The sequence below is a fragment of the Dechloromonas sp. ZY10 genome (assembly GCF_041378895.1).
Taxonomy (GTDB): domain Bacteria; phylum Pseudomonadota; class Gammaproteobacteria; order Burkholderiales; family Rhodocyclaceae; genus Azonexus; species Azonexus aquae.
In genome coordinates, this window is record NZ_CP144212.1 from 2,513,082 (window position 1) to 2,536,609 (window position 23,528).

Below are 23,528 nucleotides of genomic sequence, written 5' to 3' on the forward strand. Positions count from 1 at the left end.
ACCGTTACAATGCGCGCCGTCCGCAAGGGACCGCTGCGCCTCCATAGTTAAATGGATATAACACGCCCCTCCTAAGGGCGAATTGGTGGTTCGATTCCACCTGGGGGCGCCAGCCTGAAGCCCGGCTACAGGACCCTCGCAAGTATTGATGCAGATCAACCCGGCACCGACGATGCCGTCGGAAAATCGACAGGCTCTAATACTTTCGGACCACCCCTCCCTGTGCTCAAGCCCTACCAGCACTCACAAAGGCTAGTTGTTGCACTGCTGCGCAGCCTCCTGCCGCTCGGCCTGCTGCTGACCAGCCTGGTGCCGTTTGCCGGCGAGCCCGCCGCCACCTATCGCCTGGCCATTCTTGCGTTTCGCAGCCCGGAACAGACCCTGGCCCGCTGGCAGGCAACCGCGAATGCGCTGGAAACCTCGCTACCCCGGGGGAGCCGGCTCGAATTGCGGGTCTTGCGCCAGGACGCCCTCGATCAGGCCGTAGCCCAGCGGGAAGTCGACTATGTCTTGACCCAGCCGGAGCACTACGTTCTGCTCCGTGAACGGCATGGACTGGCAGCCCTGGTCACCCTGATGCCACTCGCCAGCGGCCGGCCGGTAACCCAGTTCGGCGGGGTGATATTCACCCGTGCAGAACGGCGGGACCTGAACACCCTCGACGATCTCGCCGGAAAACACCTGATGGCGGTGCACGAACACTCGTTTGGTGCCTTCCGGATGCAGCAATGGGAATTGCTCAAGCGCGGCCTCCACCTCCCGCGCGATGCGGCCAGCCTGAAATTCAGCGGTCAGCCGCAGGACAATACTGTCTTCGCCGTACTTGAAGGGCGGGCCGACGCCGGCTTCGTCAGAACCGGTGTGCTTGAGGCGATGGCGGCAGAAGGTAAGCTCAGGCTGGACCAGCTCAAGATACTCAACCGCCAGCCGGAAGCCGATTTCCCGCAATTGCTATCCACGGCGCTCTATCCGGAATGGCCGCTGGCTGCAATGCGCGGCACCCCGGAAGCGATCAACAAGACGCTCACGCTGGCCCTGCTCAACCTCCGCCCGGACTCGGAGGCTGCCCGCCAGGGGCAGTACTACGGTTTTTCCCCACCCGGTGACTACACGCCACTGGAAGCCGTACTGCTGCGCCTGCGCGTACATCCGAAAGCCCTCAACAGCTTCGAGTTCCGCGATGTCTGGCACAAGTACAGCCAGCCCCTGGCCAGCCTGCTGGTCTTGTTGTTGTTGCTGGCACTGGCGACGGTCTGGCGCATGCGTCGGGACAGCCGCCTGATTCGCAAGGGTGCCCACGAGCGCAGCCTGTTACTGAGCAGTCTGGGCGAAGGGGTGTATGGGGTTGATGCCGGCGGTCAGTGCACTTTCATCAACCCTTCTGCGTTACGCATGCTCGGTTTGAACGCGGAGGAATGCATCGATCGCAATCCACATCTGCTGTTTCACCATCACCGTCCGGATGGCAGCCCCTATCCGGAAACCGACTGTCCTCTTTACCAGGCATTACGTGCGGGTCGCCCGTCACGGGGAGAGGAATATTTCTTCCGGGCCGATGGCAGCGGTTTTCAGGTTCGTTTCGACGCCATGCCGATCACCGAAGGTCACCGGATCGTCGGCGCCGTCGTCTGCTTCCAGGACATCTCCGAAGAACGGGCTGCCGAAGAGGCGCTGCGCTTGGCTGCGGTGGCGTTCGAAACGCAGGAAGCGATCGTCATCACCGATGCCGCCAACCGTATCCTGCGGGTCAACCGTGCCTTTACCCAGGTCACCGGCTACAGTCCCGAAGAGGCCATCGGACAAACTACCTCACTGCTCAAGTCAGGACGCCATGATGCGGCATTTTACCGGCGCATGTGGCAGGAATTGCAGGAGTTCGGACGCTGGCAGGGCGAGGTCTGGAACCGCAGGAAAAATGGTGAGTTGTACCCGGAGTGGCTAACGATTACCGCAGTCAGAGACGAGCATGGAGCTATCCGGCATTACGTCGCGGCCTTCCTTGACATCACCGAGCGCAAACAGGCGGAAGCCAAGCTCGAATACATGATGCTGTACGACAGTCTGACCGGCCTCGCCAACCGCCGTCTCTTCCTTGACCGACTGGCACAGAACACGGCCCGGCGCAAACAGGGTTTTGGTGCCCTGCTGTTCGTCGACATCGACAATTTCCGGCATCTCAACGATCGCCTTGGACATGCGCAGGGAGATCGCCTGCTGGCTGAAATCGCCGAACGCCTGCGCGCAGTCAGCGGCGACGAATCCACCCTCGGCCGGGTGGGGGGTGATGACTTTGTGGTTTGTTGCAGCGAACTGGGTTTGCTCAGCAGCGAAAGCGCCACCCGGGCCGAGCAAAAAGCAGAGGAATTGCTGGCCAGCCTCACCCGCCCCTACAAAGTCGGCGACGAGGACTGCCATTGCAGTGCCTGCGTCGGAATCACATTGATTGGTGAACACAGTCCGGGTCCCGAAGAACTGCTCAAGCAAGCAGAGTTGGCGATGTACCAGGCCAAGGAAAACGGCCGCCAGAATGTGCGTTTCTTCGACCCCGACATGCAATCCGCCGTTGCCAGCCGCCTGAGCCTCGAAGCCGACCTGCGCCAAGCCCTGGCCGAGCAGCAATTCGTATTGCACTACCAGCCGCAGGTCGATGGCCGGGGCCAGATCGGCGGCGCCGAAGCCTTGGTCCGCTGGCTACATCCCGAACGCGGCATGATTTCTCCGGGGCTGTTCATTCCCCTGGCAGAAGAAAGCGGCCTGATCGTCCCTCTGGGGCGCTGGATACTCGCCCAAGCCTGTCACCAACTGGCTGAATGGCAGAGCAACCCAGCCAGCCAAAACTGGACCCTGGCAGTCAATATCAGCGCCCGTCAGTTCCACCGCCCGGACTTTGTCGAACAGGTGACCGAGTTGTTGCTCAGCAGCGGCGCCGCTGCGCGTGGATTGAAGCTGGAACTGACCGAATCCCTGCTGATCGAGGATGTCGAGGATACGGTGCGCAAGATGTCAGCACTGCGCGAGCTCGGGCTGACCCTGTCACTCGACGATTTCGGTACGGGTTACTCTTCGCTCTCATACCTGAAACGCCTGCCGCTCTCCCAGCTCAAGATTGATCAGTCGTTTGTCCGTGACCTCAGCGAAAACGCCAACGATGCGGCAATCGTCAGGGCAATCATCGGGATGGCAGAAAGTCTTGGACTGGAAGTCATCGCCGAAGGGGTTGAAACCGCTGAACAATGTGCCCTGCTTCAGGACTGGGGCTGCCAGCACTTTCAGGGTTACCACTTCTATCGTCCGCTGCCGCCGGAAGCCATCGCACGGCTTGAACATCGCCACCCACCCGCAGTACAGACCGGCAGCAACGGCCAACTTGCCGGATAATGCCGCCTGTTTCCATCTGCGGTTTTCCCCATGTCTCGCTCCAAAGCCCCACGCCACGCCATCGACATCAGTGAGGATGCCGGTGTCCGTTATCTCCACTTCGGTTCGGACTGGATTCAAGGGGCGATGCGCATTGCTCGCCCCTGGTCGCTGGAACTCCCCTACACCCGCGACATGCTGTTCGGACTACTGCTCCGCGAGCCGGCAGAATGGCCGCGCAACATTTTGCAGATCGGGCTTGGAGCTGCATCGCTGACCCGTTTCATCCACCGTTACCTGCCGCGCAGCCGGCAAACCGTGGTTGAAATCAACCCCCAGGTGGAGTTCGTGGCCCGTCAGTACTTCAAGCTGCCGGACGACCCTCCCCGTCTGCACATCGAACATGCTTGCGGTGCCGAGTACTTGCTGGCGGGCGGCCCCACCAGCGAGTTGCTGCTGATCGACGGATTCGATCCGGAGGGACGCATGGGAGCTCTCGGCACCGAACCCTTTATGCAGGCTGCCCGTGCCCGTCTGGCCGAAAACGGCTTGCTGGCCATCAACCTGCTTGGCCGGGACCGCAACTTCAAGGCCCTGCTTGCCCGCATCCGCGAGGTCTTCGCTAACCGGACCCTGGTCCTGCCGCCGTCTGCCAGCGGCAACGTCATCGTTCTCGCTCACAACGGCGAGCCCCGCCATTATTCCTTCGCCGATCTGGAACAGCGAGCCCTTGCCCTGAAATCCGACACCCGCCTGGACTTACGCCCGACGTTGCAGGAACTGCGGAGCGCCAGCGGCGAGGCAAGCCTGCTCTTTTGATCCGGCTTGTCCTGAAGGGTAGAGTGGACTACAAACAAGACAGGTACCGTCGGGGTTTCGGTTGATCATGCCCGACTTGTCCCGCTAAGGAGTTTTCCCATGTTATCGATACAGGACGTGCTGGATTATTGCGATCTTGATCGCGGCGAAATCGAGGCCATCGCCGAACACGAGCATCTCCCGCTGGCCGTCGCGGCAGAGCTCGGCGAAGCTTTGCTGAGCACACCCGAAGGGGTTTGTCAGGTGCACACCATGATCATCGAGAACATCCAGCATGCTCTTGATGGCGGCCACTATCAGCATGCGCAGGAACTGGTCACGGTTTACGAACACCTGCAACGCTGCCACCCGCTTCCACAACACTGAGCGGCCAAGACCGGACCCTGCACACAACCCCGGCGCTGCCGGGGTTGGTTTTTACGTGCGTTCCTACCAGTACCGGGGAACGCACGTAATTTCAGCCGGCAGCAGCGTTTCGCGCCGGGCCGTAGCCATGCTCGACGGCATAGAGTGCAACCTGTACCCGGCTAGTCATGTTCAGTTTCTTGAAAATGTTCTGGACATGAATCTTGACCGTACTCTCGGCGAGATCCAGGCGACGGGCAATTTCCTTGTTGCTTTCGCCCTGCGCCAGGCTGGCCAGGATGTCGCGCTCACGCGGCGAAAAGCGCTCCCGATCCGGCGGATTGTTTTCCTGACGCGGCGGGTTGCGTACGCCAGCGATCAGCTTGGCCGTCATCTGCTGCGACACCACCGACTCGCCGGCAGCCACCCGACGCACACCGTCGATCAGCATCTCGGTCTCGATATTCTTCAGCAGATAGCCGGAAGCTCCTGCCCGCAGCGCATCCATCAGATCCTGCGCGTCCTCCGAGACAGTCAGCATCAGGACTCGCACTTCAGGAATCTCTTCAACGATAACCTTCAGCGCCTCCAGCCCCGATACGCCGGGCATGTGCAAATCGAGCAAGGCCACATCCGGCTTCAGCGAACGTGCACGCTTGATCCCTTCCAATCCGTCGCCGGCTTCACCGACGACCTCGAACTCCTCGTTGCGTTGCAACAAGGATTTGATTCCACTGCGAAAAAGGGTGTGATCATCGACCAGCAGCACCCGAATTTTGTCGCTCATCTCCTATCGACTCCCGAAGTTTGGCGTTTGCGATCATCGCGGACGGCGCAGTGTAACCTGCGTACCGCCGCCAATCTTTGATGTAATCCGACATTCGCCGCCGATCCTCTCGGCTCGCTCACGCATGATTTTCAGTCCGACATGGCGGTCCGACAAGACCTTGGCCTCATTGACCGGGTCGAAACCGATGCCATCATCTTCAACCACGATCTCGACCCGCCCCTGGCTGCGGTGCAGGCTGACCTGCACATGCCTTGCCTGGGCATGTTTGCGGATATTCGATAGCGATTCCTGGATGATATGCATCATCTGGATTTCATCCTCCGGCGCCAGCGGCATGCCACCGCCCTGACAAATAAACTCGCTGGCAACTCCGGTCTGCCGCTGGAATTTTTCCAGGGCACCACGAATCGCCGACTCCAGATCGGCCTGATTCAGGCGGGTCCGGAAATGCAACAGCAATTCGCGCACGTAGTCGTAACTTTCCTGCACGCCCTCTCGCAACTGGCCGGCAATCTGCAGGGACTCGCCCAGATCCTGATGGCGTAGCGAATCCTGCAACAACTGGACCTGGATATTGAGAAAAGCCAGGCCCTGGGCAATCGAATCGTGCAACTCCTGAGCCAGCAAATTACGCTCTTCGGAAACCGCCAGTTCCTTCTCCCGGGCTTTCAGGCGCTGAGTTTCAATCGCCCCCCCGAGATGCTGGCCCAAGGTTTCAAGCAAACGTATTTCACGCTCCGAAAGAGCTGCCGGACGTGAAAAATAGAGATTAAAGACACCCAGCTGCTGCTTCTCGCAAACGATATTGAAGGCGCTGGCAGTCGCAAAACCTTCGCGGACGCAGGTCATCATTTTCATGCCTACCGGTGGGTTGACCGTGTGAAAAGCCACCGGCACACCGCTTTCGATCACACCACCGCACAAGCAATCGCCACAATTCATTTCGCCTTCGGTGGCAATGAAGTCTTCCGACAAGCCTTCATGGGCAACGATATAGAGCATTTCCGACTGCGGCTGGTAAAGGCGAACAGCACCGCCGTCAGCCCCCAGGGCTTCGCGAATACGGGACAGGAAACCTTTGCACAAGGCCTCCAACGGAGCCGGCTCGCTGAGAAAGGCCGTCGCTTCATACAAGATTCCGAGTTCACGGTTACGCTCGGCCAGACTCCGGGTTTCGGCCTCCACTCGTTGCTCCAAGGTACCGTAAGCAATCTGCACATGTTCGGCCATGCGGTTGAAACCATCGGCCAAGCGCCCAAGTTCATCATCGCTGGTCACCGGCAGACGCACTGAAAGATCCTTCCCGGTCATCCGCAGCATGCCGGCATGCAGGATATTGACCGGCTGGATCACCAGCCGGAAAAAAAAGCTGATCAGCAGCAGCGTGCTCACCATCGACAGAAAAACCAGTATTGCCTGGAGAGTCCGCAGCAGATTGGTATCGTCGGCATAGCTACGCTCCATCGCCAGCACCAGATGATTGATGTTGCCGACAAAAGGTTCGAGTACCAAATCGTACTGATTGAGCAACGACTCGCGCTGCGCCCGGTCGGCCGACAGGAAGAGCGCCACCAAGGGACGCAATTGCGACTCCCACGATGCAGTCACGCTGCTCAGGTGCAATTGCACCTTGTCATCGCGCGGAGCGGCCAGCGGACGAGCCGGGTCGCCCTGTTGCAGGTCGAGCAAAACTTGATCGAAACGCTGCAGTTCCAGAGCCAATTCGTCGATCACCGGCGTACTCGCCTGCTCGCCCTGCATCCGCGACATCAGATGGCTGATCCGGTAACTCCGCATGCGCTGGCTGCCGGCATCATTGATCGCTGCGGCAACCCCTTCGAGTTGCCAGGAAATAGCCAGCGTCAGGCCAATCGCGGCAGTGGCGACAACAAAAAAAGCGATCAGCGAACTGACAATTTTTCGCGATAATTTTCCCGCAGGGAGCAGCATGGCGCTTGATCCGGCAACCCAAAACGCGCAACCTTAGACCTGCCATCGAGAAAAACGCAAGCGCCGCCGACAAAAACAGAATTTATTATTCCCTTAGCCAGTCATGACCACCCAGCCAAGTACCGCCTGCGCCCGCCACATCGTCTACGCACTCTCCGATGCCCTTGACCTGGTCGGCATCGACGATATTGCCCACGGCAAACGGGTCGGCATCATGGCAGCCGAATGCGCCCGTCACCTGGGGTGGCCCGACTGGCGGATCGAACGGATTTTTGACCTTGGCCTGCTACACGACATCGGGGTTTCATCGACCGCAACCCATCGGCAATTGGTCAGCGAATTCGACTGGACCAGTTCGCAGCAGCACTGCGAAATTGGCTACCGCCTGCTTCGCGAATACCCGCCGCTAGCCGACCTGGCCGAACCGATTCTCTACCACCATACACACTGGCCGGCCCTGCCTGCCGGACTGCCGCAGGAGACTGCCGAAGCGGCCAACCTGATTTACCTGGTTGACCGTGTCGATGCGCTGGCTGCTCCGTTTCACGCCGAGGGTACCCTGCTGCGCCATACCGTCAGCATCCGCGAGCAGGTTTGCCAACATGCCGCCGGTCGCTTCTCGCCAACACTGCTGGCAGCCTTCCTCGCTGCGTCGCGTCCGGAAGCCTTCTGGCTGACGCTCGAACCACGGGGAATCCGCGTTTACCTCGGCAGCATGCTGTCGGCAACTGCAGAACAGCCTGTCCCGGCTGCCGAACTGAAACCCGTGGCCCGAATCCTGTCGCAGATTGTCGATGCCAAGAGCCCATTCACCGCCGAACACTCGCAAGGCGTTGCCGCGCTGGCCCGCCTGCTGGGCGAACAATGCGGAATTACCGGAGTCAACCTCGACAAGATCGAGATTGCCGGATTGCTGCACGATATCGGGAAATTGCGCGTTCCCGATGAAATTCTCGACAAACCGGGGCAACTCGACCACGACGAACGCCAGGTAATGAATGCCCACAGCTTCGAAACCTGGCAAATCCTCCGGCAGATTCCCGGTTGCGAAGAGATCGCCCCGTGGGCTGCCTACCACCACGAAGAACCGGGCGGTCACGGCTACCCCTTTCATCTGGATGCCACGACCCTGCCACTGGAAGCACGTATCCTGCGCGTTGCCGACATCTTCCAGGCGATGACCCAGAACCGGCCTTACCGGCGCGGCCTCGACCTGACCTCGGCGGCTGCTTTCATGCGCGAACTGGTCGCTTCCGGACGGCTGGATGGCGCACTGGTTGAACGTCTGCTGGACATCCCCGAAGCCGCCCTGGCAGCGGCCCGGGCGGCCCCCTCTGACTGAGCCAAGGCTTACCAGCTGGCTCCCTGCGGCCCTGGCATGAAATGCAGTGGAGCCACTTCTGCCTTTTCTCTAGCCATTTTCTGCTCGATGCGCAGGCGCAGCACTTCCCGAGCCGGCTGCGGATAGCCGGCATACTCGCCCAGCAGGTGACGCAGCCGCCCCAGCCACCAATGGGTCAGCCCGGCCAATGCAGCATAGAAGTCGCAGTCGGCAAACTGCACCACACGCGCAGCAAACTCGGGAAACCAGTAGCCGACATGCTCGTCGATGAAACAGGCAATTTCCTCCGCCCGCGCCGACAACGGCGCCCGGCCAAAACGCCGGAGGCTATGTGCCAGGTAATGCAGTTGCGGCACCAGATGATCATCGAAGTATTGCTGCCGGTCGGCCAGCGACAAGCCAGCCTGGGCATACAGTTCGCGCAATTCGAACATCGGTGCCGCGCAGGCCAGATGGTCGTCCGAGAGCCATACCGATTCGCAGGGTGACGTCCCGTAGCGATGATTCAGATAGATTGCAGCGTAGTCGGCGGCCAGCCGGTCTAGGCCGGCTGCATCACGCGGCAGGCCCGCAACAGCCCGGGACATTTCACTCAGGACTTGCGCCTCGACCGCCGCAGCCGGCAGCAAGGCCAGCCCCTGTGGAAATTGCTCGGCCTGCAGCGCGTCGACCGTGGGGAGATCCAGTTCATGCTGATGCAGGCGCACCAGTTGCTCCAGATCATCGGCCAGGGCAGCAAAAAAGGAAGAAATCACCCCATCAACCATCGACTCGCCCCTTGCTGTGCGGAACAAAAGCCACCGAGGGCTTGGTCAGTTCGGGATTGGCCATGTTCTTGACCTGTTTGACCGGCTGGTCGTGCGGCCCCATCGCGGTGGTTTTGAGTTTGCCACTCCAGATCTGCTCGATCGGCCCGATGTCGAGGACGCGCATCATGCAGGCCATCACGCAGTAAGGCTTGCGCCCAGCCTCCAGTTCGTCGATGCACATGTTGCATTTCTTGACCACCAGTTCCTGCGGGTCCCACTGCGGTGCTCCGTAGGGGCAGGCAGCTTCGCATTTGCGGCAGCCGATACACAGCGTCGAGTCGATATCGACCACCCCGTTATCGGCCCGCTTCCAGATCGCACCGGTCGGACAGGTCGGCAGACAGGCCGGTTCGGCGCAGTGGTTGCACGACATGTTGACCTTATAGGCATAGACCTCGGGATAGCTCCCACCCTCGACGTACATCACGCGCCGGAAGCGCGGCCCCGGCGGCAGGCCGTTCTTGTCCTTGCAGGCAATTTCGCAGGCGCGGCAGCCGATGCAGTCGACATTGTGGTGGATGAAGCCGAGCTGGACGGCCGGCTTGACCGGCTCATAGGTCTGCGCCACCTTGCGTTCGATCCCGGCTTTCAATTCCTGTTTATCGATTTTCCTGACCATCACTTGTCCCTCCGGAAGATCACCGAACGCGAAGTCGCCTGGGTATCCCAGCCCGGACGGTGGTTCAGTGTCGTTTTCCTGAAATCGACGAGGATGGTGTTGTAGGCAAACGCCCCGGCCGGACTCGGCTGGTCAAGGGTCAGGAAGTCGGGATTGCCGGAACGGTCGGAGCCATCCTTGGCCAGATCCATCCACGCCCCCTCGTAAAGCACGACCACGCCGGGCATGCAGCGCTCGGTCACATAAACCGGCACTACCACCTTGCCGCGCTCGTTCCAGACCTCGACGATATCGCCGGTCTTGAGCCCCTTTTTTGCCGCATCGGCGGCGTTGACCGTGATTTCCTGCTGGTAGGTCTCGCGCAGCCAGGGAATGTTGTGAAAGATCGAATGCGTCCGCCAACGCGGATGCGGGGTGATCATGTGGAAGGGGAATTGCCGGGCCTTGGGGTGATTCAAGGACTCGAAAGGCTCAATCCATTTAGGAATATACGGTATTTCATAACCGTACTGTGTCCGCGTCCAATCCTTGATTCCGGCAAGATAGCCGGAAAGCACCTCGATCTTGCCCGACTGCGTGGGAAACGGAATCCCCTTTTCGATCTGTTCCTGGAAGGCCACATGCGGCCGATCGAACTTGAACTTGTACACCCCGTGCCGCTTGAAGTCATCCCAACTCATCGTCACGCCCTGATGCGCCTGAACCTTGTGTTTCCACCAGTCGACCAGATAGGCCTCGTCGGTGGCGTCGTTGTCCTGGAAATAGCTGCGCGTTGCCTTGGGGTTGTAGCGTTTGCCGAAGTCCTTGACGCTCGGGTCGATCTGCTCGATCCGGTAGGCAAGTTCGGTAAATACCTGGAAATCGGTTTTGGCCTCGCCCAGAGGCTGAATCGCCTTGGGCCGGTGGATGTAGTAATGCCCTTTGTACCAGGGCAAGGCGACATCGTGGCGCTCGAAGTGGGTGGCAATCGGGAAAAGCACATCGGCCCACAGGCCGGACGGGGTGATCGTCGAGTCCATGCAGACCACCAGTTCCAGCTTCTTGATCGCGGCGATTTCCTTGTTGATGTTGGTCAGCTGGTTGAACCAGTCGGAGCCATGCCAGAAAATCGCCTTGATATTGGGAATCTTGCCGTCCAGCTCGTCATCGCGCGGCCAGCAGCCAATTTCCTCGCGCTTCACGTTGGGATAATTCAGCACGCAGTGCGCCCAGCGGTCAGACTTGATCGAGGCGTACCAGACATTGGCGTACTGATCGTAAGGATAGGCCACCGACTCGGCATGCCAGCCTTTGCCGACCCCCTCGGCGCAACCGCCGAGGACACCGATGTTGCCGGTCATCGCCTGCAAGACTGCAGCCATCCGGTTGTACTGCTCGCCGTAGCTGGCCCGCCCCGGCGCCCAGCTGGCCTTGAGCGCGGCCGGTTTGGTCAGGGCATACATTTCGGCCAGCTTCTTGATGTCGGCTGCCGGCACACCGCAGATCTGCTCGGCCCACTCGGGTGTCTTTGGCGTGTTGTCGTACTTGCCCAGGATGTAATCCTTGAAGTTCTCCTTGTCCTTGAAGCGCTCGGGCGTGGTTCCGGCATCCATCCCCTGGCAGAAGCGGTCGATGAACTTCTGGTCCTGCCAGTTGTTGGCAAAGATGTGATGCGCCATCCCGGCCAGCATCGCGGCGTCGGTATTCGGCTTGATCGGAATCCACCAGGCGTCGTAGGCCGCCGCCGAATCGGTGTATTGCGGGTCGATGACGACAAACTTGCAACCGCGCTGCTTGGCCAGCCGCATGTAGTAAAAAGTATTGCCGCCATGGAAAGTGTAGGCCGGATTCCAGCCCCACATGATGATCAGCTTGGAATGGGCAAAGGCATCGTCCTCATTGCCATCGGTAATCGTGCCGAAGGTCATCCGCGACGAAAAAGTCGTCCCCTGATAGCTCGGCACCGACCACGAATTGGTGCGGCAGCCGAACATCCCGAGAAAACGCGCCAGCAAGCCCTCGATCTGGTCCGACTTGTGCAGCACGCCATAAGAAGTGCCGGCATAAGCCTGATCGAGAATCGCGGTCGGGCCATAGGTCTGCTTCAGCTCGACCATCTTGCGCGCCACGAAGTCAAGCGCCTCATCCCAGGAAACGCGCTTGAACTTGCCCTCGCCCCGCTCGCCCACCCGCAGCATCGGGTAGAGCAGCCGTTCCGGCGAATACAGCCGGGCGCGATACGAGCGGCCGCGCAAACAGGCGCGCAATTGCGGCACCTGCTCACTTTCGAAACCGAATTTTCCACCCTCTTGGTAACGTCCGTCATCCGTCGACAGGCGCACGATCACATCGCCCTTCTTGTGCGCCACCAGCATGTGGCGGGAACCGCAGTTGTGATCACAGGAAGTGACCACGGTGGTCAACTCGTCATCCTTGGGATAGGGCTCGTAGGCAAAGGCCTGCACCTGTTGCTCGCCACTGCCCAGTTCGACCAGAGTCCCGGCCCCGGCGACCGCTGCCCCGGCCCCGACACTTTTGAGAAAACTGCGCCGGCGGGGATTAAGCAAATTCAGCCAAGCGTTCTTTTTATCCATGATTTTTGCCTTTATTGCGGGTTGACCGTGGCAGTCGTGCGGAAGCGTGCTTCCGATTCGGTTGGACGATTCTTTGCCCAGTCCGGCACCTCCGGACTCATTCCTTCCCAGGCATGGCGTGGGTAAGGATAGGAAATGCGATACCAGGAACGCCCGCCATGGCAGCCGTAACAAACCTCGGCATCCTTTTGGCCGGCGGCCTCGATAGCGGCCGGCTTGAGGTAGTTCACCTGATGCCGCCGGGTACGAATCGCGGCGTGGCAGGTCAGGCAGGAGTTCCCGAAGATTTCCCGGCTCTCCTGCCAGGGGCCGGGCAAGCCCATGATCTGGGTATTCATCTGACCGTGGCATTTGAGACAGGTGGTTTCTGGGTTGACCGCCTTGCGCAGGGTAAAACCCGGATCGCCCTGCGGCGCAGCCGTTGCTGACGAGCCTTGGGCCTCCTCGCGGGGATCGTGCCCCTGATGACAGGTATTGCAGGAAAGATTCATCAATTCCCGCGCCATCGGCGACAACAGATGCCGGCGATGAAAGGTATCCTGCTCACCACTATACGTACTCACCCGCTGATACCAGGCCTTGCTGGTCGCGGCCGCAATCCCGGCCGGAGAACGCTCGCGGACCTTGTCGTCGAGCACTTCACGATGACAGGCCAGGCATTGGGCATCGGTCGCCTGCTCAATCGCCGGCCTGAAGTGAAGCGGATCGTAACTTGCCCGCAAATGATCCGGATGCGACTCGGCAAGCACCCGCTCCCGATTATCGCGACTGATCTGCCAGCCGGCCCCGAGGCCAAGCAACAATGCCAGTGCAAGCAATCCGGCAATCAACCCGGTAGTTCTTGAATTATCCATACTCAATTCTTCCCGCTGGCTTTGCCGGCGACATGCAGGCCACGCAGGTCGTAATACCCCGGCATGTTCGGCCGATTGAACGGGGTATACCAAGCCCCCTGATCCTTCAGGAAGGCCGTGCCATTCGCAGGCAAGCCAAGGCCTCTGACGGCATTAGCCTTCCATGCCTCGCTCTGTTCGAAACTGACAATCCGCGGCGCCGCAACCGGTCGCCGATCCGGTTGCAAGCCGGCCACCGTAACCTCACGGGCGTCACTGGCCGAGGCCAGGCCGCAGCCCGCCGCATAGACCAGCACATACCCCAACCAAAACTTCCGCATCACCCCTCCCATCACGCAAAGAGGGCGGACCCACGTCCGCCCTCGCCAGACCGGCTGGCTTACTTCTTCTTGCCTTCCATACCGGACATCCCGGACATGCCGCTCATCCCCGACATGCCTTTCTGACCTTCCATGCCCGACATGCCGCTCATCCCGGACATACCCTTCTGGCCTTCCATGCCCGACATGCCGCTCATGCCTTGCTGCTTGCCAGCCTTCTTGCCCTCCATGCCCGACATCCCGCTCATGCCCGACATGCCGGACATGCCACTCATCCCCTTCTGGCCTTCCATGCCGGACATCCCGCTCATGCCCTTCTGCTCAGCGGCCACCGAGCCGCTCAGGGCAGCCAACGAAACGATAGCAACGGCAGCAATAGTCGACAGCTTCTTCATGGGTTACCTCACTGTTGTAGTAGTAGTCATCGTCGCTGCACCAGGCAGCTGACGGCCCGAGCAAAGGCTGGGGCACAAGCTACTACGCACAAGCCGTGCCAAGCAAAAACGAGCAGCCAACCAACTGATTTAAAAGAACTTAATCAAGCCCACAAAAAATCACAAAGCAACTCTCTGACATTTTGACAGGACAGAAACAGGCTTACCTGGCAAGTCATTGATTTTCAGGGGAATCACCAACTGCCATTTTGACAGCCCACGCTCACTCCCGCGCGCCAATCTTGCATGCCTCGTCAGGCAGCAAAAAAAACAGCGATCAATCAGAGGCTTAATCGCTCAACCCGTAGTGCTTGATCAGGCGATAGATGTTGCGCTCGCTGATCTCCAGCGCCTGCGCCGCAGCAGCGCGATTCCCGCCGTGACGCAACAGGGCTGTGCGCAGGCATTCGCGCTCGACCTCGGCCAGTGTTGGCGACTGCGCAAAACTGAATACCACGGCATCGCTACTCCCGCCTTGCAAGGGGCCAAAATGCTCGGGCCGGATCTTCTCGTCGCGGCCGGCGAGGATCGCCGCCCGTTCGATCAGGTTACGCAACTCCCGGACATTCCCCGGCCAGTCATAGGCCTGCAGCAGACGCAAAGCCTCCGGGGTCAGCAGCAACTGCCGGCCACGGGCGAAGCGCTGGAGAAAATGCTGGGCCAACAGGGGAATATCCTCGCGCCGCTCGCGCAGGGGCGGCACCCGGATGACGAAGCTCGCCAGCCGGAAATAGAGATCGCTGCGAAACCCGCCATTACGGCTCAACTCGGCCAGATCGCGATTGGTGGCGACCACGAAACGGACATCAGCCTTGAGCGTCTTGGTTCCGCCGAGACGGCGGAAAGTCGAGGTTTCGAGGACGCGCAGCAGCTTGGCCTGGTTGGCCGCCGACATTTCGCCAATTTCGTCGAGGAACAGGGTACTGCCGGCAGCCTCCTCGATCAGGCCTTTCTTTTGCCGCTCGGCGCCGGTGAAGGCTCCGCGCTCATGGCCAAACAATTCCGACTCGAACAAGGTTTCCTGCAGGGTGCCGCCATCCACCACCACCAGTTCGCCGGCGTGCCGGGCACTGGCCTGGTGAATCGCCTGCGCAACCATTTCCTTGCCGCTGCCGGACTCGCCAAGGATCAGTACGGTTGCTTCGGTTGGGGCAACGGCATCGATCATCGCCTGCAGTTCGCGCATCGCAGGGGCCTCGCCAAGCAACGGGCCCGGCCGCCGCGATGCCAGTTGCCGCCTGAACAAGGCATTGCTGCGCCGCAGTTCGGCATTGGCCAGTTCGCGGCGCAGGGTCAGTTCGAGTTCATCCAGCCCGACCGGTTTGGTCAGATACTCGACCGCCCCCGCCTGGATCAGATCGACCGCATTGCGGATCGAACCGTAGCCGGTGAGGACCACGACCGGAAACTGACCGGCCAGGGTCTCGACCAGTTGCGGGGTATCGGCATCGGGCAGGCGCAGGTCAAGAAAGATCAGATCCGGCTCGCTCTCGGCAAGAAAGGCCGTAGCCTCGGCCCAGTTCAGGGCTCCGTAGGCATCGAAGCCCATCTCGCCGATCTGGTCGACCAGCAGGCGGTTGAAAACGCGGTCATCGTCGACCACCAGAATCTGTTTGCGCATCATCCTATTCCTCGGCTCGCTGCAAATACACCTGGAACACGGTCCCTTCGCCAACCACGCTGGAGACATCGATCCGACCGCCGTAGCGCTCGACAATGCTTTTGCAGATGGTCAGCCCAAGCCCGGTGCCACCTTCGCCATCGGCCCGGCGGCTGTAAAAAGGGTCGAAAATCCGTGCCAGCACCTCGGCCGGGATGCCACAGCCACTATCGCGGACCTCGATCAGCGCCAGCTTGCCTACCGCAGCGGTCCGTACCTGCAAACATCCGCCCTCCGGCATGGCATGGTGGGCGTTCTGTACCAGATTGAGCACCAGCATGCGCAGATCGCTATCGTCGGCCAGCACCTCCAGCACCTCCCCGGCGAGTTCGAGTTGCTGCTCGATGCGATGGCTGCGGGCGTCGAACTCAAGCAGGGTGACGGTATCCGCAACCGCCGGATTGAGTGCAACCCGCTGCGCCTGCTGCTGCGGCAAGCGCGACAGCAGCAAGAGGCGCTGGGTGACGCCGGTACAGCGGTCAATTTCGGCACTCATCATTTCCAGATAGCCGCTCAAGCGCTGCGGCTCTGCCTGTCCCTGGCGCAGGGCACGCAACAGGCCATCGACCGCCAGGCGCATCGAGCCCAGGGGATTGTGGATTTCGTGGGCGATCCCGGCGGCAAGCAGCCCCAGCTCGGACAAGCGCTGCTCCTGGGAATGGCGGACGGCATGCGATAGATCGACAATCGACTCGACGATCAGCGCCCCGGCATCGTGTTCGAGCAGGCTGGCATGGACCTCAACCGGAACCTCGCGGCCATCGGCCGCTTTATGGCGGTGGCGACAAACCAGCGACTGCGCCGGCGAGCGCAGTTCGACCAGCGGGCAAACCAGCAGGGTCTGCGGACAGGGAGCACTCCGTCCATGACTCAGACGATAGCAGGGCTGCCCCAGTGCTGCCGGAGCACTGATCCCGAGTTGTCGGGCAAAGGCCGCATTGACGGCAAGCACCTGATAGTCTGCCTGACGGATCACGCGCACGCCGTCGGGCAGGCCGTCGAGCAATTCCTGCAAATAGCGGCGCTGCTCTGCGGTCTGCTGCAACTGCCCGGCCAGACGGTCGGCCATGCGATTGAACGAGGCGGCCAGCCGGCCGGTTTCATCATCGCAACCGGCATCGGCGCGCTGGGCCAGATCGCCGCCGGCGAGCGCATCGGCAGTTGCCGCCAGAGCGGCCAGCGGGTCGATTACCCGGCGCCGCAACAACCACCACAGCAGCGCCAGGGTCAGGCCGAGGACCGCGATGCCAGCGCCGGCAAACAGCCCAGCACTGCGCAGCGAAGCCTCGCGGATGGCGCCGGCAGCCAGGTCGACGACCAGCACGCCATTGACCGGATGCGCCTGCAGATCGCCGTGGCACGCCACGCAGGCTGGCTGGTTGGGCACCGGGTTAAAGGAACGTAACAACTCCTCGCCATCACGTTGCAGAAACTCTGCCTGCATCCGCTCGGCAACCAGTCCGGCAGTCAATTCCGGCAACTGCCGCCCCAGATCATCGGGCCGCGAAGCAAAACGCACCTCGCCGGCCGGCGTCAGGATCATCACCCCGGCAATCCCAGGCTGGGCCCCGAGGTGATTGACAATATCGCGCAAGCCCTCAACGTCGCGTTTGAGCATTGCATTTTCGAGCGCCCCGCGCAGCAGACGGCTGACCTGCTCGGCGGCCCGGGTCCGTTCCTCGATCAATTGCTGGCGATAGAGACCGAAAAAAAGCAGGCCAAACAACAGCGAAGCACCGCCCGCAACCAGCAGGATCCGCCGCAGCATCGCAGCCACCAGCGTCCCTGCCGGCAGCCCGGCAACTGCCGCCGGTGGCTCAAGGAGCGGCATGCCGCCCCCGGTTCAACGAGCCAGCGGCCGCGCCGGGTCTGCGCACCACTCGCTCCACGACCCCGGATAGAGCCGGGCACCGGGCAAGCCGGCAATTTCCATGGCCACCAGATTGAGGCAGGCGGACACGCCCGAGCCGCATTGGTGCACCACCTGCTCCGGTGCGGCACCGGCCAGCAGCGACAGCCATTCGGCACGCAGCACGGCCGCCGGCTTGAAGCGGCCATCGGGCAGCAAGTTATCCTTGAAGAAGCGATTGCGAGCCCCCGGGATATGCCCGCCGACCGGGTCGATGGTCTCGTTCTCACCGCGATAGCGATCAGGCGACCGGGCATCGACCAGACACATATTCACGGTCGACAGGTTTTTTTGCACAAAATCGGCGTCGACCGTCAATCCCGGCCTGGGTACGGCCACCGTACTGGCCGGCTGCGGTGTCTTGGTCCCCGCAGCCGGAGCATCCGCAGCCCCCGCCGCTATCTGCCCTCCTGCCGCCAGCCAGGCCGCCCAGCCGCCGTCGAGCAAGGCCACTGCCTCGTGACCGAGCCAGCGCAACAGCCACCACAGGCGCCCGGCGATCATTCCCTGGGCATCGTCATAGACCACCACCTGCGTCGTTGGCGCCAGCCCCAGCCCGGCCATCCGGGCGGCAAAGACCGCCGGATCAGGCAACGGGTGGCGGCCATTGCCGCCGCTCACCATCCCCGACAGATCGCGGTCACAATGCAGGAAACGGGCGCCCGGCACATGCGCCGCAGCGTAGGCCCGCTCGCCGTACTCCGGGTCAGCCAGCTGGTGCCGCACATCGATCACCAGCCAGTCCGGTGCATCGAGATGCGCCGCCAGAGTGGCGGCGTCGACATGGGTAAGATAAGGCTTCACCCCGGGACTCACAGTGGCTCCATCTCCAGCCACATCCTGGCCTCCTCGGCGACCGCAAAGACCTCGACATCGGCATTGACAAAGGTCTGCGACAACCAGGCGCTCCAGGTCACCCACTGGCTGTCGGTAACCACTGCCACCCGCTTGAAGTCGTTGGCGTGCGCCCGCGAAAACTTGACCTCCTCCCAGGCCACATCCAGCGTCAGGCCGGCCATCTGGCTAAGATCGAAATAAAGGTCTACCGGCCCCTCGAATTTCACCTTGTAATTGACGACCTCCTCAAACTCCTTGTAATCGGCCAGAGTGAACTCGCCGAATACGGCGACGTTGACGAGATTTGGTTTGTGGTCGATGACGATCATGATCTGCTCCCGAAAGTGGTTCACGGCCTGCCATCCTTGTCGTGGCGGGGCTTCAGGGACTATCTTAATCCCATGCGAGCAAGCCCGCACGTCGACCGCCGGGCAACCCCCGGCGGAATTCCGCGCAAACCGGAGAAGCTGCGCCAAAAAAGCAGGCTTTTTACGGTCGACCGTGGCTCCCTCCGGATTTCTCCGGCATCGTCTGTCCACCCTGAATCAGCCCCTGTCCTCACCATGACCACCACGCCCCCACCGACCGCACAGACCCGGGAAGAAATTCTCGCCTGCCTGCAAAATACCCCGCTGCGCATCGGCCAGATCGACGTCAACGGCAAATGCAATGCCAAGTGCTGGTATTGCCCGGTGAAGTACGAAGGCAATCCGCAGGAGTTTGCGGTCCAGATGCCGCCGGAGATGCTCGACGAGATTCTCGGCAAGCTGCGGGCATCGCCCCTGATCACACCCGATTTCCGCTTCCTCTACACCTGTCATTACAACGAAGTGCTGCTCTACCGCCATTTTGCCGAACTGCCCGGACTCTTCCGCAAGCACGGTTTCGCCACCATGGTACTGTCGAATGGCACACCGCTGACTCCCGAAAAAATCGACATCATCATGGACAATCAGGACGTGATCTGGGGTCTGGCACTGAATATTCCGGCGCTCGAACAAAACGACTGGGCCCGCAAAACCGGCTTCCCTGCGAGCATGCACAACAAGCTGCTGCGCAATCTCGATTATCTGCACGAGCGGCGCAGCGCGACCATCCAGATCAACTGCGCCACCAATACGGCCAGTGTGCTCGGCGAAGGCATGGGCAACACCAGCGAAGAAGCAGAGAATATCGCCGAAGCCTTCCGCCAGCGCTATCCGAAATTCAAAATATCGCTGCAAACCTGGCTCAGCGACCGGGCGGGAAAACTCAGCGAGCATGGAGCGATCTCGCTGCAACAAGCGGCCAGGCAACCGATCATCGGCTGCTCGCACTCGGCCAACGAAGGCGGCCGGGTGTTCGGCTGGGCACACATCAACGCACGTGGCCAGATGTTTCTATGCTGCGACGATTACGAGATGCGCTACCGCTTTGGCGACCTGACCCAACAGAGCTTCGCCGAAGCCTGGCTGTCGGCCGAGCATATCGATGCGATCGAAGCCTCGCGCAACGGCATTTGCCGCCACTGCCCCTTCCGCATCGAGCAGACAGCCTGAAGCAGCGGCCGCTCAGTCCTGCTCGACCGGGCTGGCGCGCGAGAAATGCGTGGCGGCGATGCCGGAGAGGATGATCAGGCCGATCGCCGCCCAACCCGAGGCGTCCATCACCTCGCCCCAGAGCTGCATCCCGAAGAGGCTGGAAAAAATCACCGTACTGTAGGCCAGCGCCGCCGAAACCAGGGTTTTACCGCGCGAATAGGCGCGGGTCATCGCCAGTTGCGCAACGGTGGCAAAGCTGGCCACCCCGAGCAGCAGCAAGCCGCTCTCCAGATCCACCGGATGCAGTTCGGAAAACGCCAGCCAGACGGCAGCGCAGACGGTAGACACCAGCGAAAAATAAAATACCGTGCGGGTTTCCGACTCGCCGCGCGCGCCCAGCTGGCGGACGCTGAAATAAGCCATCCCGGCCATGATCCCGGAACCCAGACCGATCAGACCGCCGACCAACTGCTCGGCGTGCAGGGTCGGTTTGAGCAACAGGCCAACCCCGAGCAGCCCGACCGCCAAGGCCCCGAGCATGCCGCCCCGGACGCGCAAACCGGCCAGCGCCAGATAGAGGGCGAGAAAGATCGCCGAGGTGTAGTTGAGCGTCACCGCCGTCGCCAGCGGCAACAGGGTAATCGCGTAGAAATAGGAAAACAGCGAAATGAAGCCGACCACGCCGCGCGTGATCTGCCAGCGCAGGTGCGCGGTCGCCAGCGGCACGCCGCGCAGGCGAACCAGACCGAACATCAGAATCAGCGACAGGAAACTGCGCCAGAAAGTGATCTCGACCGCCGAATGGGTAGCCGATGCGAGCTTGACGCACACTCCCATGCAGGCGAAGAGCAAGCTGGCAACGATCATCCACAGGGATTGCATAGAAAGCCGGTTATCCGAAACGAGGCAGAGTCGCGCCGACGCGATCCGCAAAAAACAAAAGGGCGCCGGCTTTTTGCTGCCGACGCCCGGTTGACCGTGGAAGACCGCTCAGCGGGCCTCAATCGAGGATTGCATGACCCGGCGATAGAACTCGTGGAAGTGCTGCATGCCGTCTTCCATCGGGCTCTGGTAGGGACCGACCTCGTTGCGCCCCTGCGCGAGCAGCGCCTTGCGGCCGCGATCCATGCGTTCACCGATATCGTCGTCCTCGATCGCCGTCTCCATGTAGGCGGCGCGCTCGGCCTCGATGAACTCGCGTTCGAAATCGACGATTTCCTCGGGGTAGTAGAACTCGACCACGTTCATGGTCTTGTTCGGCCCCTGCGGGATCAGCGTAGACACCACCAGGACGTGCGGATACCACTCGACCATGATATTCGGGTAGTAAGTCAGCCAGATCGCGCCTTGCGGCGGGGTCTCGCCCCGGTCACCGTAGTACTCGCGCACCACTTTCTGCCACTTGTCGTAGACCGCCGAACCGGACTTCATCAACGAGGTAATGCCGACCTTCTGCACCGAATACCAGTCGCCAAATTGCCAGGTCAGATCGTCGCAGGTGACGAAGTTGCCGAGACCGGGGTGGTAGGGCACGACATGGTAGTCCTCCAGATAGACCTCGATGAAGGTCTTCCAGTTGTAGTTGCACTCGTGCATCTCGACGTGGTCGAGCTTGTAGCCGGTGAAATCGAGGTCACGCGCCACCTTCATCCCGGCCAGATCGGCATTGGCCGAACGCGGGCCCTTGAAGAGCAGGCCGTTCCAGTTTTCCAGCCGGGCCTTGTCGAGGTTGAGGCAAGGATTCTGCGGAAAGTGCGGCGCCCCGATCAGTTGCCCGCCCTGGTCGTAGGTCCAGCGGTGAATCGGGCAAACCACCGGCCCTTCGAGCGTGCCGCTGCCTTGCAGCATGATCGCCTGGCGATGGCGGCAGACGTTGGACATCTGCCAGATCCCGGCGTTGGGGCCGATTTCGCCGCCATTGAGCAGCATCTGGCCGTGGTCCTTCCATTCCAGCGAACGATAGTTGCCGGGTTCCGGAACCATCAGTTGGTGCCCGACATAGCCGGGACCGGCATCGAAGATGAGCTTTTTCTCCAGCTCATAGATTTTTTCGTCGAAGTACCAGTCCACCGGCAGTTGGGAAACTGCGGGGGCCAAACGGGACATCGTGGCGACATCGGACATCTCAAGCCTCCGGCAGGATTGTGAAAATTAACGGAAAGGCGGGATTCTACCCGTCCCCGCATTTGACCAGAAGCCCTTTGTTGGAGTATTTTGATATGTTTTGTCATCCCCCGTTGACATGGATCAATCCCCAATTGGCGACCTGAAATTCGAGGCTGCGCTGGCCGAACTTGAAGGCATCGTGCGCAGCATGGAGAACGGCCAGCTTGAACTGGAGGCCGCAATTGCCGCCTACAGCCGCGGCATGGCGCTGATGCAGCACTGTGGCGCCCAGCTGGACGCCGCCGAGGATCAGATTCGCATCCTGGAAAATGGCCAGTTGCGCGCCGTTGACCGTAGCACGCTGGAGAATTCGTGACTTCCGCCTCCCCGACCGCCACCCTTGCCTTCAGCGACTGGATGGCGACGACGCAGCAGCGCGTCGAACAGGCCCTGAGCCAGCACCTGCCTTCTGCCGACCGGATTCCCGCCCGCCTGCATGCGGCGATGCGCTACGCGACCCTGGGCGGCGGCAAGCGCGTCCGGCCGCTGTTGGTGTTTGCGGCCGGCGAACTGTCTGGCGCTCCGGTCGAACGCTTGGAAGTCGCCGCCTGCGCGGTCGAGATGATCCACGTTTATTCACTGGTGCACGACGACCTGCCGTGCATGGACGACGACGTACTGCGCCGTGGCCGCCCGACCTGCCACGTCGAATACGACGAACCGACCGCGCTGCTGGTCGGCGACAGCCTGCAAACCCGGGCCTTTGAAATCCTCGCCGATCCGGCGCTTGGCGACCCCGCCCGGCAGCTGAAAATGATCGCCCAACTGGCGCATGCCAGCGGCTCCTGCGGCATGGCCGGCGGCCAGGCCATCGACCTGGCTTCGGTCGGCCAGACCTTGAACCAGACCGAACTAGAATTGATGCACGCGCTCAAGACCGGTGCCCTGATCCGCGCTGCCGTGCTGCTTGGCGCTCTCGCCGGTAACCCGCTCGACGCCGAAGCCGAACACCAGCTCGACCGCTTTGCCAAGCGCGCCGGCCTGCTCTTCCAGGTCGTCGACGACATTCTCGACTGCACCGCCAGCACCGCCACGCTGGGCAAGACCGCCGGCAAGGACGAAGCCGCCGACAAGCCGACCTACGTGGCGCTGCTCGGGCTCGAACGCGCCCGCGCCTACGCCGAAGAACTGCGAACCGAAGCCCTCGCGGCGCTGTCTGTGTTCGGCGAGCGTGCCAGCCGCCTGATCCAGCTGGCCGATTTCATTTGCCACCGGCAATTCTGA

The 23,528-nt window shown here is 61.4% G+C and carries 21 protein-coding genes and 1 tRNA gene; 8 read left to right on the top strand and 14 right to left on the bottom strand.

Annotation, left to right across the window (positions count from 1 at the left end):
• Positions 1–37: 37 nt before the first annotated feature.
• The 4 genes from VX159_RS11400 (at position 38) to VX159_RS11415 (ending at position 4,542) form a co-directional block, all read left to right on the top strand.
• Positions 38–112: transfer RNA gene (locus VX159_RS11400), tRNA-Arg, on the top strand.
• 110 nt (positions 113–222) lie between these two features.
• Complete coding sequence (locus tag VX159_RS11405; RefSeq protein ID WP_371323012.1) at positions 223–3,378, top strand: EAL domain-containing protein; 3,156 nt, start codon at positions 223–225, stop codon at positions 3,376–3,378.
• Between the two features lie 30 nt (positions 3,379–3,408).
• Entirely contained in the window at positions 3,409–4,176 is a 768-nt protein-coding gene (locus tag VX159_RS11410) for a spermidine synthase (RefSeq protein ID WP_371323013.1), read from the top strand.
• A gap of 99 nt (positions 4,177–4,275) precedes the next feature.
• Entirely contained in the window at positions 4,276–4,542 is a 267-nt protein-coding gene (locus VX159_RS11415) for a hypothetical protein (RefSeq protein ID WP_371323014.1), read from the top strand.
• 91 nt (positions 4,543–4,633) lie between these two features.
• On the opposite strand, the gene VX159_RS11420 is transcribed toward VX159_RS11415, so the two are convergent.
• A complete protein-coding gene (locus VX159_RS11420; RefSeq protein WP_371323015.1) occupies positions 4,634–5,308 on the bottom strand; it encodes a response regulator in 675 nt (224 codons plus the stop codon).
• A 33-nt stretch (positions 5,309–5,341) separates the two neighbouring features.
• A complete protein-coding gene (locus VX159_RS11425; protein WP_371323016.1) occupies positions 5,342–7,261 on the bottom strand; it encodes a type IV pili methyl-accepting chemotaxis transducer N-terminal domain-containing protein in 1,920 nt (639 codons plus the stop codon).
• 103 nt (positions 7,262–7,364) lie between these two features.
• Here VX159_RS11425 and VX159_RS11430 point away from each other — a divergent pair, with 103 nt between their 5' ends.
• On the top strand, positions 7,365–8,603 hold the full coding sequence (locus VX159_RS11430) for an HD domain-containing phosphohydrolase (RefSeq protein ID WP_371323017.1): 1,239 nt from the start codon (positions 7,365–7,367) through the stop codon (positions 8,601–8,603).
• Between the two features lie 8 nt (positions 8,604–8,611).
• Here the strand turns inward: VX159_RS11430 and VX159_RS11435 are convergent, their stop codons facing one another.
• The 10 genes from VX159_RS11435 to VX159_RS11480 all read right to left on the bottom strand — a co-directional run bounded on the left by VX159_RS11435 (position 8,612) and on the right by VX159_RS11480 (position 18,947).
• Positions 8,612–9,358 (bottom strand): molecular chaperone, encoded by a 747-nt coding sequence (locus tag VX159_RS11435; RefSeq protein ID WP_371323018.1) that lies wholly within the window; start codon positions 9,356–9,358, stop codon positions 8,612–8,614.
• 4 nt (positions 9,359–9,362) lie between these two features.
• Positions 9,363–10,031, bottom strand: a complete 669-nt coding sequence (locus VX159_RS11440) for a 4Fe-4S dicluster domain-containing protein (RefSeq protein ID WP_371323019.1) — start codon at positions 10,029–10,031, stop codon at positions 9,363–9,365.
• A complete protein-coding gene (locus tag VX159_RS11445; RefSeq protein WP_371323020.1) occupies positions 10,031–12,604 on the bottom strand; it encodes a molybdopterin-dependent oxidoreductase in 2,574 nt (857 codons plus the stop codon). Before VX159_RS11445 ends, VX159_RS11440 begins: the two co-directional genes overlap by 1 nt.
• An 11-nt stretch (positions 12,605–12,615) precedes the next feature.
• Positions 12,616–13,458, bottom strand: a complete 843-nt coding sequence (locus tag VX159_RS11450) for a hypothetical protein (protein ID WP_371323021.1) — start codon at positions 13,456–13,458, stop codon at positions 12,616–12,618.
• Positions 13,459–13,460: 2 nt separating this feature from the next.
• The gene (locus tag VX159_RS11455; protein WP_371323022.1) at positions 13,461–13,778 is read right to left on the bottom strand and encodes a hypothetical protein; all 318 of its coding nucleotides are present in this window, start codon (positions 13,776–13,778) and stop codon (positions 13,461–13,463) included.
• 59 nt (positions 13,779–13,837) lie between these two features.
• The gene (locus VX159_RS11460; protein ID WP_371323023.1) at positions 13,838–14,173 is read right to left on the bottom strand and encodes a hypothetical protein; all 336 of its coding nucleotides are present in this window, start codon (positions 14,171–14,173) and stop codon (positions 13,838–13,840) included.
• A 328-nt stretch (positions 14,174–14,501) separates the two neighbouring features.
• Positions 14,502–15,833: a sigma-54-dependent transcriptional regulator gene (locus VX159_RS11465; protein ID WP_371323024.1), complete on the bottom strand. Its 1,332-nt coding sequence runs from the start codon at positions 15,831–15,833 to the stop codon at positions 14,502–14,504.
• 4 nt (positions 15,834–15,837) lie between these two features.
• On the bottom strand, positions 15,838–17,703 hold the full coding sequence (locus VX159_RS11470; protein WP_371323025.1) for an ATP-binding protein: 1,866 nt from the start codon (positions 17,701–17,703) through the stop codon (positions 15,838–15,840).
• Between the two features lie 12 nt (positions 17,704–17,715).
• A complete protein-coding gene (locus VX159_RS11475; RefSeq protein WP_371323026.1) occupies positions 17,716–18,585 on the bottom strand; it encodes a sulfurtransferase in 870 nt (289 codons plus the stop codon).
• 8 nt (positions 18,586–18,593) lie between these two features.
• Positions 18,594–18,947 carry an STAS/SEC14 domain-containing protein gene (locus tag VX159_RS11480; protein ID WP_371325515.1) on the bottom strand — a complete coding sequence of 118 codons (354 nt, stop codon included), beginning with the start codon at positions 18,945–18,947 and terminating at the stop codon, positions 18,594–18,596.
• Between the two features lie 234 nt (positions 18,948–19,181).
• Here VX159_RS11480 and VX159_RS11485 point away from each other — a divergent pair, with 234 nt between their 5' ends.
• Positions 19,182–20,156 (top strand): radical SAM/SPASM domain-containing protein, encoded by a 975-nt coding sequence (locus VX159_RS11485; RefSeq protein ID WP_371323027.1) that lies wholly within the window; start codon positions 19,182–19,184, stop codon positions 20,154–20,156.
• A 12-nt stretch (positions 20,157–20,168) separates the two neighbouring features.
• On the opposite strand, the gene VX159_RS11490 is transcribed toward VX159_RS11485, so the two are convergent.
• Both VX159_RS11490 and VX159_RS11495 read right to left on the bottom strand, forming a co-directional pair.
• Entirely contained in the window at positions 20,169–21,020 is an 852-nt protein-coding gene (locus VX159_RS11490) for a DMT family transporter (RefSeq protein ID WP_371323028.1), read from the bottom strand.
• 108 nt (positions 21,021–21,128) lie between these two features.
• Positions 21,129–22,262 carry an aromatic ring-hydroxylating dioxygenase subunit alpha gene (locus tag VX159_RS11495; RefSeq protein ID WP_371323029.1) on the bottom strand — a complete coding sequence of 378 codons (1,134 nt, stop codon included), beginning with the start codon at positions 22,260–22,262 and terminating at the stop codon, positions 21,129–21,131.
• A gap of 118 nt (positions 22,263–22,380) precedes the next feature.
• On the opposite strand from VX159_RS11495, the gene xseB reads away from it, so the two are divergent.
• Positions 22,381–22,620, top strand: a complete 240-nt coding sequence (xseB, locus tag VX159_RS11500) for an exodeoxyribonuclease VII small subunit (RefSeq protein ID WP_371323030.1) — start codon at positions 22,381–22,383, stop codon at positions 22,618–22,620.
• A 41-nt stretch (positions 22,621–22,661) separates the two neighbouring features.
• Positions 22,662–23,528 carry a polyprenyl synthetase family protein gene (locus VX159_RS11505; protein WP_371325516.1) on the top strand — a complete coding sequence of 289 codons (867 nt, stop codon included), beginning with the start codon at positions 22,662–22,664 and terminating at the stop codon, positions 23,526–23,528.

What these genes read in the sequence shown, in the direction of transcription:
- VX159_RS11415 (WP_371323014.1), top strand. Translation starts at nt 4,276, where the DNA reads ATGTTATCGATACAGGACGTGCTGGATTATTGCGATCTTGATCGCGGC.
- VX159_RS11505 (WP_371325516.1), top strand. Translation starts at nt 22,662, where the DNA reads ATGGCGACGACGCAGCAGCGCGTCGAACAGGCCCTGAGCCAGCACCTG.
- VX159_RS11450 (WP_371323021.1), bottom strand. Translation starts at nt 13,458, where the DNA reads ATGGATAATTCAAGAACTACCGGGTTGATTGCCGGATTGCTTGCACTG.
- VX159_RS11455 (WP_371323022.1), bottom strand. Translation starts at nt 13,778, where the DNA reads ATGCGGAAGTTTTGGTTGGGGTATGTGCTGGTCTATGCGGCGGGCTGC.
- xseB (WP_371323030.1), top strand. Translation starts at nt 22,381, where the DNA reads ATGGATCAATCCCCAATTGGCGACCTGAAATTCGAGGCTGCGCTGGCC.
- VX159_RS11485 (WP_371323027.1), top strand. Translation starts at nt 19,182, where the DNA reads ATGACCACCACGCCCCCACCGACCGCACAGACCCGGGAAGAAATTCTC.
- VX159_RS11440 (WP_371323019.1), bottom strand. Translation starts at nt 10,031, where the DNA reads ATGGTCAGGAAAATCGATAAACAGGAATTGAAAGCCGGGATCGAACGC.
- VX159_RS11480 (WP_371325515.1), bottom strand. Translation starts at nt 18,947, where the DNA reads ATGATCGTCATCGACCACAAACCAAATCTCGTCAACGTCGCCGTATTC.
- VX159_RS11410 (WP_371323013.1), top strand. Translation starts at nt 3,409, where the DNA reads ATGTCTCGCTCCAAAGCCCCACGCCACGCCATCGACATCAGTGAGGAT.
- VX159_RS11465 (WP_371323024.1), bottom strand. Translation starts at nt 15,833, where the DNA reads ATGCGCAAACAGATTCTGGTGGTCGACGATGACCGCGTTTTCAACCGC.
- VX159_RS11495 (WP_371323029.1), bottom strand. Translation starts at nt 22,262, where the DNA reads ATGTCCGATGTCGCCACGATGTCCCGTTTGGCCCCCGCAGTTTCCCAA.
- VX159_RS11470 (WP_371323025.1), bottom strand. Translation starts at nt 17,703, where the DNA reads ATGCCGCTCCTTGAGCCACCGGCGGCAGTTGCCGGGCTGCCGGCAGGG.
- VX159_RS11445 (WP_371323020.1), bottom strand. Translation starts at nt 12,604, where the DNA reads ATGGATAAAAAGAACGCTTGGCTGAATTTGCTTAATCCCCGCCGGCGC.
- VX159_RS11490 (WP_371323028.1), bottom strand. Translation starts at nt 21,020, where the DNA reads ATGCAATCCCTGTGGATGATCGTTGCCAGCTTGCTCTTCGCCTGCATG.
- VX159_RS11460 (WP_371323023.1), bottom strand. Translation starts at nt 14,173, where the DNA reads ATGAAGAAGCTGTCGACTATTGCTGCCGTTGCTATCGTTTCGTTGGCT.
- VX159_RS11430 (WP_371323017.1), top strand. Translation starts at nt 7,365, where the DNA reads ATGACCACCCAGCCAAGTACCGCCTGCGCCCGCCACATCGTCTACGCA.
- VX159_RS11425 (WP_371323016.1), bottom strand. Translation starts at nt 7,261, where the DNA reads ATGCTGCTCCCTGCGGGAAAATTATCGCGAAAAATTGTCAGTTCGCTG.
- VX159_RS11420 (WP_371323015.1), bottom strand. Translation starts at nt 5,308, where the DNA reads ATGAGCGACAAAATTCGGGTGCTGCTGGTCGATGATCACACCCTTTTT.